Source organism: Blautia sp. AF17-9LB (assembly GCF_003479185.1).
Lineage (GTDB): Bacteria > Bacillota > Clostridia > Lachnospirales > Lachnospiraceae > Fusicatenibacter > Fusicatenibacter saccharivorans.
This window is the reverse complement of the sequence record NZ_QUGU01000027.1, coordinates 12803-27380: the sequence shown is the minus strand read 5'-3', so window position 1 is coordinate 27380 and position 14578 is coordinate 12803. Positions and strand designations below refer to the sequence as shown.

At 41.9% G+C, this 14578-nt stretch carries 10 protein-coding genes; all 10 read right to left on the bottom strand.

From position 1 onward, the window contains the following. Positions 1 to 160: 160 nt before the first annotated feature. Positions 161 to 1981, bottom strand: coding sequence for a beta-L-arabinofuranosidase domain-containing protein (locus tag DWX00_RS18855; protein WP_117762226.1), 1821 nt, complete (start codon positions 1979 to 1981; stop codon positions 161 to 163). A gap of 59 nt (positions 1982 to 2040) precedes the next feature. Next, on the bottom strand, positions 2041 to 3717 hold the full coding sequence (locus tag DWX00_RS18850; protein ID WP_117762227.1) for a family 43 glycosylhydrolase: 1677 nt from the start codon (positions 3715 to 3717) through the stop codon (positions 2041 to 2043). A gap of 31 nt (positions 3718 to 3748) precedes the next feature. Then, positions 3749 to 5341, bottom strand: a complete 1593-nt coding sequence (locus DWX00_RS18845; protein ID WP_238046196.1) for a glycoside hydrolase family 43 protein — start codon at positions 5339 to 5341, stop codon at positions 3749 to 3751. Between the two features lie 62 nt (positions 5342 to 5403). Further along, positions 5404 to 6063, bottom strand: coding sequence for a YesL family protein (locus DWX00_RS18840; protein WP_117762228.1), 660 nt, complete (start codon positions 6061 to 6063; stop codon positions 5404 to 5406). Positions 6064 to 6169: 106 nt separating this feature from the next. Further along, entirely contained in the window at positions 6170 to 7759 is a 1590-nt protein-coding gene (locus DWX00_RS18835; protein ID WP_117762229.1) for a glycoside hydrolase family 43 protein, read from the bottom strand. A gap of 55 nt (positions 7760 to 7814) precedes the next feature. Then, positions 7815 to 9227 (bottom strand): ABC transporter substrate-binding protein, encoded by a 1413-nt coding sequence (locus DWX00_RS18830; protein WP_117762230.1) that lies wholly within the window; start codon positions 9225 to 9227, stop codon positions 7815 to 7817. Between the two features lie 104 nt (positions 9228 to 9331). After that, positions 9332 to 10126 (bottom strand): carbohydrate ABC transporter permease, encoded by a 795-nt coding sequence (locus DWX00_RS18825; RefSeq protein WP_226906428.1) that lies wholly within the window; start codon positions 10124 to 10126, stop codon positions 9332 to 9334. A gap of 205 nt (positions 10127 to 10331) precedes the next feature. After that, positions 10332 to 11096, bottom strand: coding sequence for a carbohydrate ABC transporter permease (locus DWX00_RS18820; protein ID WP_226906429.1), 765 nt, complete (start codon positions 11094 to 11096; stop codon positions 10332 to 10334). Positions 11097 to 11278: 182 nt separating this feature from the next. Beyond that, positions 11279 to 13885, bottom strand: coding sequence for a DUF5696 domain-containing protein (locus DWX00_RS18815; protein ID WP_117762233.1), 2607 nt, complete (start codon positions 13883 to 13885; stop codon positions 11279 to 11281). Between the two features lie 21 nt (positions 13886 to 13906). Then, entirely contained in the window at positions 13907 to 14563 is a 657-nt protein-coding gene (locus DWX00_RS18810; RefSeq protein ID WP_117762234.1) for a YIP1 family protein, read from the bottom strand. Positions 14564 to 14578: the final 15 nt, after the last annotated feature.

Sequence of the window (14578 nt, the reverse complement as noted above, 5' to 3'; positions counted from 1 at the left end):
TAAGTTTGTGGGATAAGTTTGTGCAAAATTCGATATTTGCTCATTTATAGTTAGAAATATTAATTGCACAATAAAAACCTTTGCCCTGCAGAGAAGGTAAAAAATAAGAAGTTAAAAATAAGGTCCAGACATTCCTTGGAGTATTTGGACCTCATATGCTTTATTTCACTTTAAAATAGATCTGATATGGTTCGTTACCAATCTCATTCAGCTTTTTGAAACTAATACCCGGATCCTGATTTTCTGTCCGGTAAAAGGTACGGAACTCTCCCCACTGCCGTTCGGTATCAGCAGAAAGCTCATCTTCCGGTTTCTCCGTCTCCAACTTTAAGATACGTTCTTTCTCTGTAATACCTGCCAGTACATCGGCTCCATACCGATAGGCTCCCATGGACGCATCATCCGGCAGAGGGATAAATTTTAATCCGATCGGAAGCAGTACGGTCACTTTGTCATCGTTCCTCCAAACCCTGTTTATCGCGACAAATTTCGCGGTATTATTGGTCTTTACATACAGATCATCGTTTATGTAAACCATTGCGTCTTCCCTGATCCAGTCTGGTATGCGAAGCATCAAATGAAATGGGGTGTCTTCCTGTGTATGTATTGTAAAAACATATTTTCTGAAATCAGGTTTATTCGCATAAGCACTGACTGTTTCATTTATGGTCTGTTTGGCATTGTTTTCCGAACAGGTCATCAGACTTCCGTTCATATAATCCTGATTCTGTGTAAGGCAAATCTTCCGGCCCTGCATTTCAAAAGACACTTGCGAATCGGCATACATAGTCACATACAAGTGATCATCTTCCTGATAATACAAACGATGGTTCCATGCAGCATTCGCCTGTACCATAGTTCCATGACAACAGAAGAAACTGTCTCTTTCTCCGGCCCATTCCTTCCTGCTTGCAGCTTTCATCGGCAAAAAATAAGTTAACAGACCGCCTTCCGGGCAATACGTTTGAGCCATAATACCATTCTGAACATTGTATTCAATGTAATGCATATAGGCAGGATCCTTCGTCTGCCGAAACAAAAATTCTGCCAAACGTATCATGTTATAAACGGTACAATGTTCCTGATTTTTATCACCAAGTCTTGCTTTCAGTTTTTTCATAGGTGTCCAGATTTCTCCCTGCGTCTGGCCACCTGTAGCAAAACATCCCCTGTCTATAACCGCACACTTCCAATATTGTTCAACAATATGCAGCCATTTTTCTTCTCCTGTGACCTCATACGCTTTGGCACAGCCAAGGACTTCCGGAATCGTAGTATTGGCATGCATATTTGTCAATACATCTTTTCCCTCCAATAGTGGTTCAAACAATCTGCTCCTATAATACCGCTGCATCAGAATCTTATATTTTTCCTGACCCGTAATTTCATATAAGTCTGCCCAAACCTCAAGCATACCGCCGGTTTCCATATCCAGAATATCGTCAAACTCTTCCCTGGTATATCTGCCGCTCCATCGATAAAACCAATCCGCCAGTTTATCTGCTATGGAAAGCGCCTTTGGCTGTTCCATCATTCGATATACATCGATCAGCCCCATAAAAAGCTTATGAATATTGTATTGCGGCGCCCAGATGTTCCTTCCCTTTCCTATCCAGTACAAATATTTTTCCGGAATCGGGCATACCCATTCTCCGCCGTTATCTTTTTGGCAAAGCTCCAGTTCTTTCAGAATGACTTCTGTTTTTGCTTTTAACTCTACATCTTCCGTTTCCTGATAATGCAGCGCCGCTGCCGACAACCAATGTCCCAGGAAATGTCCTCTTAGCTGGCAGCTGAGATCTTCCCAGCCTCCAAAGGCTTCTGCATCAGGTCCTCTCCCGGAATATCTGCCTGCCTCATGTAAATAGCTGCGTAATAAATAAGGAGTCTCAAGCTTCATCAAATAACGTTTGTTTGCTTCTTCACGACGGAGAAACTCACCCTCTGTCAGTATTACTTTTTTCCCTGCGATTTCTTTCATTACACACCTCCCGTTTACGTAACCACGACACATCCAGCGCGTCTCATCTGTTTCAGGGCTTACCGCACGACGACACACGTCTCTACCTGTGCAAACGCTTCTGACAGATCCAATTCTTCCGTCACATCCAGCATCGGCGCTCCGTCGATATCAAAATGCACTCTGCGGATGCCGCTGCTTCTTACTCCTTCCACTCCCGGGCGTGCATGATAGGTATTCCAAACGGTGCCATCCTCGTCGGTCACATAAGCATTATGTCCGGTACCATACTCGCTTTCTACACTTCTTGCAGTCAGGATCGGATAATTTCCCTGCTTCCAGTTTTCAGGCTGTAACAAATCCTTTCCTTTTTCGATACTTAATAATCCTACTACATAAGAAGTATCGATTGCCGCTCCTGAGAAGGTCACATACAGTTTATTCTCCCGCGGAAGCGCAAAAGGTCCTTCCACTACAAAGGTATGATTGTTGGACCATCCGTAATCCGGCTTCAATAACACCACCGGGTCTGTCAATAATTTCCAGGGTTCCTGTGGATTCAGCTTTGCAATATAGAGCCACGCCCCTAAATCTTTCGGCAGAAATTGTCTCTGGGACCAGATTACATAATAATCTCCTTCCCATTCAAAACAAGTCATATCCAACGTAATTTCTTTACCCGCTTCACAAAGATCACTGCCGTCCGGACATACGACTCTCTTCGGCTCAGACCAATCTTCCTTACAGGAAGGATTTCCGCCTTCACGCAATTCCATTACATGGCTTTCTTCTTTGAAAAATTCATCCGGAGTAGCTGCATGGAAAATATAAAGCTTACCATTTATCTCATGAAACTCCGGTGCCCAGAGCAGATTTCCAACATGAGGGTAAGTCGTGGAATCCAAAATCAGTTTTTCTTCTGCATTTACCAGCTCCGGAATCGTATCCGCTTCTCTGATATAAAGCGTATGATTATCGTCCGCATCATTCGTTGCAATAAAATAATATTTATTCTTCCACTTCGCCACACAAGGATCGGCACGATAAAACGCAATCGGAAATTCAAAATGTTCCTGATGCACGTTTCCCTTTATCTTATACGTTCCCGGCACTGCAAAATCCACGGTACTCAAGTCCCAATCCACTCTTTTCGCTACCTTTGTACCATCTGTATAGAAAGCCATGGCCCGATATTTTTCCAGTTCTTCTGCACTGGATGCCTCTACCTGCTCAGGGAACTCCATACCACAGTTTACCGGCGTCAGAAGTTTTTTACGCAGTCTGTCCGCCACGCTTTCTGAAATCTCAAGGACATTCTGCGGAACAACCCCTTGAATTTCCAATTTTTCTGCTGCAGGTACTTTCATACGGTCTGCATTGCCTTCTCTTTTCTTTTCTTCCGCTTCTTCTTTCGACAGAAATCCTACTTCTGTATAATCCAAAAAGTCTTTTGTGGTAAAATAAAGAAACTTTCCTGCGCTTTCCGTATCCTCTTCTCCATCGGCGCCGATTCTTTCGGCTACTACTCCAAAACCTCCATCTTTCAATTCCAGGATCACAGGATTTTTCAAACTCCATGGTGTCAAAGAACCATCTTCATTCTCGGTTGCCTTCACAAACAGTACACCGGAATTGTGATTCAGCGCCTGGTAATTTTCACCGTCCTCACTGATCGCCAGGTGCATACTGTATGCCAGTCTCGGATCATAAATTACACTGTCGACAGGTAAACGAGTATAACTTAGTAAATACGCCATAACTTTCCCTCTCCTTACAATTAATCCCTATTTATTTTTCAAACTGCCAGGATAACACCTCATATTCCTCTCCATAGAAAATCATATACACATCATGTACACCTGTAATACCGGTATTCAAATTTGTCTCAAATTCTGCATAATTTGTACCGGTATTGGCATCGATGGTCAGATAGCCCAGTATATCTCCATTTAATCCATCTGCACGAAGCTGTATCACTCCAACTTCTCCATTTGCATTCTTAATCTCTGCGATCCATTTGGAAGGTGCTCCTTCCCCGAAATCCACACCCTGTACCTTAACAAAAGAACCTGTTTGGATTTTTCCGAGCGCCATGGTTCCCGAACCATAGAAATCAGTAACTGCATCTCCTGCTACTGTACTCATACCGCTCATCACTGCCACTTCCGTTGCACTATGACGCTGATAGGCATCCACATAAGATAACTGTTCTCTGCCCTGAAGGGTCTGATCTATCAGACCAATACTGCCATCCTTCTGCATGGTAAAAGAATCAATATGAGTACAGCGATACCCCTTTTCAATCCCCATATTTCCTTCCAATACTCTGGTGTGATAGGTAATATACCAATGATCCTTAAAAGAAAACACACAATGATGATTGTTTCCGCCTAATCCGAAATATTTCCCCGGATTCTCTAAAATGGTTTCTTTTATGGTGAACGGTCCCAATGGACTTTCGCTTTCCATGCACACAATTTCTCCGCTTTCGAACCCGTATTGATCTGTTCCCGCCTGATCCACATCCCAGTTGGAGCAATAGGTGTAATAATACTTATTATTGTATTTATGTATACCGGAATCCTCAAATACATAAGGCGCATCTATGATTACCGGCTCACCTGCAATGCTGATCATATCTTCTCCCAGTTCCACCACTCTGGCTGTCCCAGGATTGGCAGCCTGCCCCTCAGGAACACCTCCGCCAAAATAAAGATATGCTCTTCCGTCATCATCCACCAGAACTGCAGGATCAAAAATCCATATGACATCTGCACAATTCGGTGTATGATTGTTGATCAACGCTTCTCCTAACGGATCCTCAAAGGGTCCTGTCGGACTATCCGAAGTCAATACGCCAATCCCTCCGCCGGAATTTGCAAAATACAGGAAAAATTTTACTTCTCCATCGATTTCTTTCCATGCCGCTGCCGGAGCCCAAGAATTAGCTGCCCATTTAGCAGCTCCTTTGGAACCCGCTGCATATACTGTACCATGATCTTCAAAGTTCACCATATCCGTTGTTGAAACTACGCTGATGGTATTGATCTTTCCATAAGTATTCTCCGTTACACTTCCATCTGCATCATATTCAAAAGTATCTCCGGTCATATAGAAATAAACCCGATCCTTATAAACCATAGCGTATGGATCTGCACCAAATCTCTGAGTCATGATCGGATTGGTATTGCTCAATGATTTGTACGGCGTAATCGCCTCAATTTCATCAAACAAAGCTTCATATTCTGCTGCTTTGCTCTCTTCCATTACTTTACGGTCCGATGAATCCTCGGCAACATTTCCGCAGGCACATAAAGACCATGCACAGATCATACAACTCGCAATCCCTTTTAACGCATTGCTGGTCCTTTTTTTTCGCATATCTGCTCCTTCCTGACAGTAATTAAATGAAACGATAGAATTTGCAAAATCAAAGTTATCGCTTAAATCATACCAGATTTTGCTCTGTCCAATTCTATCTGTTTTTCTAAATCTTCTTTTCTCATGTATTTCCGGAAAATCCGTTCTAAAATTTTGTTATCCACCCACATGTAAAAGGCTGGCACAAAAATTGCAGCCGGCGGAACCAGAAGAAACAGCGCTGCCGCTGCCACAAAAATCACGAGAAGCAATAATGACCATGATTTATTCATGACCATAACCGCTATACTGTTTTTTATGATCACTTTCGTAGTATTTTCGAAACGCGCCAGATACGGAAACACGTAGATTCCCCATATCGTTATTAAGGCAATCACGATCATGATCATCAGCAGCAAAAACAATGCGTGATCCATGGTTTCCAATGACGTATACAAAATATAACAATCCATTCCGGTCACAAGATACAGGCCCAAAATAATAAGCCAAATGATGATAGCAGATTTAAAGTTTGATTTAAAGGCGCTGAAAAACTCTTTCCAGGCATATCCCCTTCTCTGCCGAACTGCCTTGTGATATGCATAGTAAAACGCAGCGGACGATGCTCCAACTGTAACGATCGGGAGACAGCATGCAATCCAAAGAATACCTAAAAGGATTGCATCGCTGGCCTTTGACATTGCAGTCATGAATTTATTATCCCAATTAAAAAAATCACTCACAATTGTTTCTCCTTTTTAAAAAACAGATCACCAAAAAGAAAAATATCCCGGATGTCTGTTACGATATAAGACTCAGAGTACATCGACCACAAAATAACTGCCACATTCACTTGCCTTCTCTTTCCTCATAAGAAAGGCTCTTAAACATGGCATATCCATCTGCCTCTTCTCCTTCAGCCACTGCATAGATACCTGCTGTACATCCTACAAACCCGCCTGCTACTTCTGTTGATAATGCGCGAATATCCACATCTTCTGCCAGAATAATCTCCCTCTTACTGTCTTTCATTCCCACAGTCGCTTTCAACTCATCTATGGCAATAGAAAGCACCACTTCTTTGTCTTCCACAACCGCGGAGCCAACACATTGATCCATTCCTTTTTCGCACAGAATTACGTCCGCTTTGCTGTCACCTACTTCAACGCGTAACTGATATTCATCACTCTGTACGACTGCAATCCCGGCTCTTCTTGCCGAAGTAAGACCATCTGTTTTCAAGCATGCTTCTACTTTACACCTGTGATGTTGCTGTCTGATGGCAATGTAAGACGGGCTCGCTTTCTCTTTCAGTGTAACAGGACTGAAATGCAGATTCAGACCTTTTTCTGTTAATTGATACATATTTTCTTCCGGATTTCTAAGGAACAAAAATTCATCTCCAAGAACTTTCATATTGGTAAAATCATATTCCCTGCTGCTTCCCGGTACACAGGTCTTAGCACCTGTTCTGTATGTGTAGGAATTTACATCCGTTTCCGGTCTCCACTCCGGCAGTTCGATCTCTACGGTATCTGTCAACATTCCTGCACCTGGATTTACAACGGGCCAGTCATTCTCCCAAACCACTTTCGCAAGGAATGTTTCCCGTCCCATCGTGGTATACCCTTCCTTGGGTCTTACTGCCAGCATAGTCATATACCACTCACCTGCAGGTGTTTCAATCAGATCTGCATGTCCTACATATTTAACAGGATAGTCACGCCCAAGATGTCTATGTGTCAAAATAGGATTGCAGAAATTATTTTCATAAGGTCCCCAGATATTTTTGCTTCTGCAAACCGTTACCGCATGATCAGGTCCTGTACCGCCTTCTGCGTGCATGATATAGTAATACTCGCCTTTTTTATACAGATGAGGACCTTCCGGCCATACGATATTTTTCATGGCGCCATTCCACACATTTTTGTGTTCACCCACCAGTTTCATGGTTTTTACATCAAGTTCCTGGATCCATATATACCAGTCACCATCATATTTACAGCCTTCCGGATTGGGATGAGTACCAATATAATAACATTTTCCATCCTCATCAAAGAACAGACTTGGATCGATGCCGTCTGCTCCCTCAATATAATATGGCTCAGACCATGGTCCTTCCGGATTTGATGCTGTTACGATATAATTGCCGCCATAAGACACATTCGTACAGATTACATAAAAAACGCCTTCATGATACCGGATCGTGGGCGCAAACAATCCTGCGGAGTGCCCTGCCTCTTTCAAAGGCAATTGAGATTTTCTGTCCATCACATTGCCAATCTGTTCCCAATGTACAAGGTCTTTGCTGTGCATGAGAGAAAGCCCGGGAAAATAAGCAAACGTTGAATTGATCAAATAATAATCTTCTCCCACTGCACAAATGGAAGGATCCGGATAAAATCCTGGCATAATAGGGTTTTTTGCAATTACTGTCATGAAAATTTCTCCTTAACTTCAAGAAAAGGGGCTCCCAGAAACACCCCCTTTCAATTTATTTATTTGCTTCTTCCAGATAAGACGCCCAGGTATTTCTGATTGCCTCAGCCGCCTGTGCCGGAGTATTATCTTTGCTGATACCCCAGAGTAAATCTGCACCAAGATCCAGATTCGGGATCATATTATTGTAGGTGACTCTTCCGTTTTCCATCAATCTTGTGATCGTCAAGTCAACAGACTCTGTATCTCTGAAAGAATCATAATATCCTGACAACGCATCGTTATAATCTTCATATCCAGGAACCGGATCTGTATAAAGATCATAAGCAAATGCAATCTTCCATGCTTTCTCGGCATCATAGCAAGCCGGGATTACATACACGTTGTCGCTGCGGATGTTGGTATAGTCATCTGCTGCAGGTCCTTTCGGGAAGCACACAAAACCGAAATCGTCTTCCATGTTCGCCCAGTCACCGCTTGCCTGATAAGCTTCACCGGCGATAAAGGCGCCTTTGCCATTCTGGAATGCTTCTACCCAGTAATCCCATTCGCTTCCCTCAGGCTGCGGATAGTCATAGGTGTCCAGCATTCTAAGAGCCCAGTTTAATGCATCTAGCGTCTCATTGGATTCCAGATCATTGTAATATTTTCCATTTTCATCCATAGCGATGTAATCGCCATAATTGGATGCAACAGCTTCATTATAGAAGGTGGAACGAAAATTAACCATTGCATAACGGTCAATCACACCATCGTTATCGGTATCCGCCTGAACCTGTGAACAGAGTTCTTCGAATTTATCCCAGGTCCATTCTCCATTTTCCTGTAATTCGTAGATGGAATCTGCTGTAATTCCGGCTTCCTCCAATAATCTCTTATTAAAGTATATGCCGCCTTTCGGTTCTGGAGCAATACCTCTCATACCATAAATCGCATCACCCTTAGACATCACTTCATGAACACCGTTTGCCTGCCATTTCTCTTCAGAGAAATCCAGACAGTCCAGCGTAGACAAGTCATACATTAAACCGCTGTTCAGTGCAGCTACTAATTCGCTGCCCGGGCGAAGCGCAAATACATAATATTCATCTCCACCGCTGGTCGCATAATTTAAGAAATCTTCAGGAGTTGAACCCCAGTCGGAAATAGCCATTTCTTTGATCGTAAAGTTATACGTTTCCTGAATCCAGTCGCGATATTCTTGACGTGCCTCTTCATAAGCGTTGTTCGGTTCTTCTTCTTCGCTTGGAGTCCACCAGTCACGGATGACAACTTCAATTCCTCCCAAATCAATAGGATTTCCTTCATCATCAGTAATGACCGTATACTTTTCAGAATCATCTGACTCTTCCGAAGATGTACTGCTCTGAGGAGCATCATCGGTGTTCTCTCCGCAGGCAACCATAGATACTGACATTGCAGTTACAAGCGATGCTGCGATTAATTTCTTTACAAATCTGCTTTTCATTTTTTTCCTCCTTTTTTCTTTATATGATTCCTTTTTCATTCACCTGCACTTTCTGGGACAGCAAGTTCCTTTCAGGAATAATATACAAAATAGTTCTTTGCGTTTTACATCTTAATACCCGAAGTGCTTAAGCTTTCCACAAAACCTTTCTGTGCAAAGAGATATAAAATCAGCAACGGTACAATTACCATCAAAGTACCTGTAGATGTAATACAGTTTGTATATCCGATAGATGCTCCTGCCGGATTTCCCAAGGTATTTACAATATAAAAATCCAGCCGGTCCGCGATCATCGCTAACTGCGTTGAAAGAAGTTTTATATTGCCCAGGAACATCTTGGAATAAAATTTATCTGTCCACTGCCATACGAACGCAAACAGGAAACAGGATGTTAAAATCGGTTTGGCATCCGGAAGCATAATTCTTACGAATGTCTTCAAGGTGCCGCATCCGTCCACGTATGCCGCCTCTTCCAATTCCTTAGGAATATTGCGGAAGTACTGGCGAATCATAAATATGTACAACCCGTTTTTCAATCCCATACACCCTGCACTCATCAGATAATATGGCAACACCGAATCTCTCAAATTCAAACTCGATCCTGTCACGGCCTCTATAATTCCAAACAGATCAAAATATCTGAAATGCAGATATAAGGATGTTGAAATAGTCTGAGGCGGTACGACAATGACCAGCATAACACATAAGAACCAGAACTTCTTCAGCGGAAAATCAAATCTGGCAAAACCATAACCTACCAGTGTACATACTGCGATCTGCAGAACAGCTATTGTCAGCGAGACCACAATCGTGTTTATGATCGAAGTCCCATAGGACATAAACTGTGCAGCCAGTTCATAATTTGCTTTCGTAAAATGTTCCGGTATCGCAATGATCATAGGATTATACAAATCTTCCTCTGCCATAAAACTGATAGAAATTTTATTCAGTATAGGCTGTAAGATCATAAAACACATACCGAATAACAAAGCTGCTCTTGCAATTTTATAGACAATATTTCGCACAGTCTTTTTTAATAAATACCCCTGAGATCTTCGATTTCTTTCCCAGAAACCTATTGTTTGATATGCTGTTTTTGTCTTCTTACTCATAGTAGTAAACCCCCTTTGAGATAATGAGTGAGCTTATGCCTATGATGACCATAACGATCAGGAAATACACCCACGCCAGGGCCGATGAATATCCATAGTTGATCTGAACGATCATTTCATCACTTATCTTTTCCATTACCGCATTATCTGACCTCATACAGAAATCTATGATGGTATAAATCCAATTTACCAAAAACAGAGAACTGATCATTGGGAACGTGATCTTCCACAGACTTTCCCATTTCGTACATCCTTCAATTGCAGCCGCTTCATACATACTTTCTGAAATTGTCTGCAATCCTGACAGGAAAATAATAATCTGAATACCCGAAGCAATAGCTACATCATAGATACCATCCACAATATCGAAGACAACCTCAAAGATTTTGGAACCCATACCGGAAGTCATCAGTATATCCTGAATGGCTACCGTAATACTGTTGCTGGAGCCATTTTCCTGGATCATATCCTGCACACTGGACAATAATGCATTATTGGATTCCACCCCGAGTATAACGCCGGAAGAAAGGATCACAGGCAGGAAGAAGATTGCTCTTACAAAAGCACGTCCCTTGAATTTCTCATTTAAGATCATTGCCACAAAGAAACTAAATACCATAACAGCCAGTGCATTGATACACATGCTTCCAATTTCTTCTACCAGCATCTGATTAAATTCCGGATCCACAGTAAACGCTCTGATATAATTTGATAATCCTGCAAAAATATTTTTAAAACCACCCGAATCTACTTCCACATTACAAAAGCTCATGTAAAGCGACTGAAAAAAAGGCTTTACCATAAACATTGAAAATCCCAGAACAAACGGCATGATAAACAAGTATCCGGATATTGCCTTACGCCTTTGAAGACCCCTCAATTTCTTCTGTTTCTTCATAGTCAAATCCTTTCTAATCTTCCAATAAATCTTGTTTCGGTTTATCGAACCACAACATAATCTCTTGCAGGAACCACAGTTCCATCGTCTGCCTGCAGCTCATCATAACTGTAATTTACATAAACCTTCGTGCCGTCCTCGTAAATCGTACAAGTCAGTTCACTCGTTACATACTCATGTCCCACCATCTTCTGGTTAAATGTGTGACCCAATTCCTCATTGTATCGAGTATATATCTCCAGCATTTCATCATGCCATGCGGAATAATCTGCACCAAAATACTCTGTATATAGCGTATTCTGTAACTCAAATGCTGATTCTTTCATAAAAGTAAAAGCTAAACCGGCTCCATACTCCGCAGAATTCAAAAGCTCGTTCTGTGTATTCTGTGTCAAATTGAGCGCTTCTCCGGTATAATTGACATAGCCATGAATTGCCAGCTGATAAAATGGAATTTTCTTATCAATGATCGAATATTCGGTACCTTCCAGATCCATATTTGTGACCATATCCGCATAAGCAACTGCATAATCATTGCCCATATTGATCATTATATCCGTTCCATTATCATCAAGGCTCTTCAGCTTTTCTGCCTGCTCTTCCATTGCCATCTGTCTGCTGGTAGGATCTTTCTGGTAAAAATCAGAGGATAATTCATAGCCTATATCACTAAAAGAAACACCTGCGTGATAACCATTTGCGGCATCTGCCAGATTATCCATCATTTCATATACCAGATCAGCCTTTAACAGATAGAACGGATCTCTGTCTTCTTCTGCCTTTTCGTAAGTGACTGTGTCATACACATTCAATTTCGCGCTCTCTTGGCTTACAAATTTCGCTGCATCTGTATAAACAAAGAATCCATCCGTGATACCACTGTCCATCGCATAATTTGTAATGCCATTGAGATAAACGGCAATGCCCTTTTCTTCTGCTGAATCGATCATGTTCTGCAAATCCTTTTTGCTTCCCAGATCAGAGATCAGATTCACCGAATCCAGCATTTTCTGCTGTACTCCGCCATTCATCCAGCCGGACAGCTTCACAGACATATTACTTAAACCTTCCCCATAAAGTTCTTCCACCATCTCCTGGGCTTCTTTGTATGTGGTCAGTTCCAACGGACTGGACACCGGAACACCAAATACCTGTTTGACTTTATCTACCGCTCCGATAATTTCTAAAGCTACCGGAGTTTCTGTATCGTCATTCACCGTAAGGTAATCGCCATACTTATCTTTCAGATAACTGCGATAGTCCTCCGCCATATCTACATAGTCCCCGGAATCAATAAAGCTGTATCTCTGTACGATTCCTTCCCCCTCGGCAGTTCCATCTTCGTATACGAACATGGACTGCGTACTTCTGTCTGAAACATCGTACTGTTCCCTGTGCAATACAGAATATACTGCATTCACATAATTGTAACTGTGGCTTCTTCCACTGATATCCGCCTGAATGGATGCATACGGCACCCCATCTTCAAGCATACAGATAAAAGAGGAATCATTTTTCGACTCGCCAAAAACATTGAAATAGGTTCGCGTATCATGAACAACGGCGTCTCTGTCCTGTCCCATATCCCAGCCATATACATTTGAATAATAACTGTTTTGGCTGGTCTTACCGTTATTAAATTCGATCAGTGCGCCACCGCCTTCGGGCACAAATAAGAAACCTTCATCTGTTGTTCCGGACGCTCCAAAATAAGGAAGCACGCTCAAATAATAGATGGGATAATCCTCTTTATATTCCAGATCGTCAAATGGGACCTCCACGATCAGATCATCTCCGTCCAAACGGTAAATCACACTTACATTAAATACCGATTTTTCTGAGACTTTTTCCTGCTTGTCTTTTTCCTTGTCTTCCACATACTCTTCATAGGTATACCCAGCTTCTTCAAAATACTGCTGCAGTTTTGTTTGAATACTGGCTTTTACATTATCACGCAGGACATAGATCACCGTAGTCTCCATCGATGGATAACGTGCTGTCAATTCATCTTTTGCAGCCTTATCACTCTTGCTAAGATCGTTGATGTCCAATTTCTTATAATATTCGCCAATCATAAGGCTTTCTCTCTGCCCCATTTTGCTCAAATATTCTTCCATACGATCCTCTTCCATAACAAGAGGAACCACATATTCCTGTTCCAGATCACCGATAGAATAATTCACCTTGATATAGCCATCGCCGGTTTCAATCTCATAAATACCTTTTGCAATACTGTATTCATAGTTATCAAGAAGGGCATCTACACCATTCTGAGTGCTATAAGTTAAAAGCACTGTGGACTGCAGTTTATTTTTTTCAATCTCAAGGGCCGCACTGTCTTCTGCAGCTCCCTCCGGATTGGAAGTCCATGTTTCTCCGGTCTCTTTCATCGTAACAGAAAACTGAGTAGTAAGAGAATTCATGGAAAACAGCAATTTATCATTTTCCAGAGTAATCTCCGTTTCCTCCCCTTCATATCCGTTTACTCTGACAACCTCTTCCGGTTCTGCTTCTCCCTGCGAAAAACTGATGACCAAAACACCTATCAGGATAATAGCAAGGATAATGAACGGAACGATCAGACTCTTTAACTGCCTGAAAAGCGCAGCCTGAAATTCTGCCTTTCTAACTGATTTTTCTTTCTTCATGTCTCTTCTTCCTCCAACCTGCTACATTCTGAATAGAATCTCACGTATCAAAGATATGAAATATGACACGCCCTGGCTAATCATACTGAAAAAAATCAACAGAATAAAAACCATTACAAGCATTGCAAAGATGGTTGCTATGGTAAAAAGCACTGTTTTACTCACCGAATATTCATGGATCTGCATCATGGCTGATATAATCAGCAAGGCTGCCCATACAATTGATAATCCGCTCAGTACCGTGTAGAACGCACCTTCATCCACAGTTACCATATTGCTTAAAATAATCAGTGGAAATTGAATGAGCGGATATGGCGTTAATGCATAACAAGTTGCCATATATATCTGATTCAGACGTCCCTTACCATTAAACAACGTTGTCAATGCCCAGTTTCCCACACACCAGAGAGCAAGAGGAAAAACGATACTCGCTATATGGATCAGCAGATTTTCCTCCGGCCAATATACCTGATTAAACAGGAAACTTGTATACTGCAACTTAAATAGATTAGCAAGCAATGTTAAAAGCAATATGGTATTTGCCGCTGCTATGGATCCTCTCTTTTCATGAGTCAAATCCCAAAATCCATCCAACGGATGTGTAATGCAATATAGGGCAAACTTCAATGTTTCCAAATAATGTTCATACGTTTCCTTTTTTTTCAGTGAAGCTAACATGCCTGCCTCCGTTCT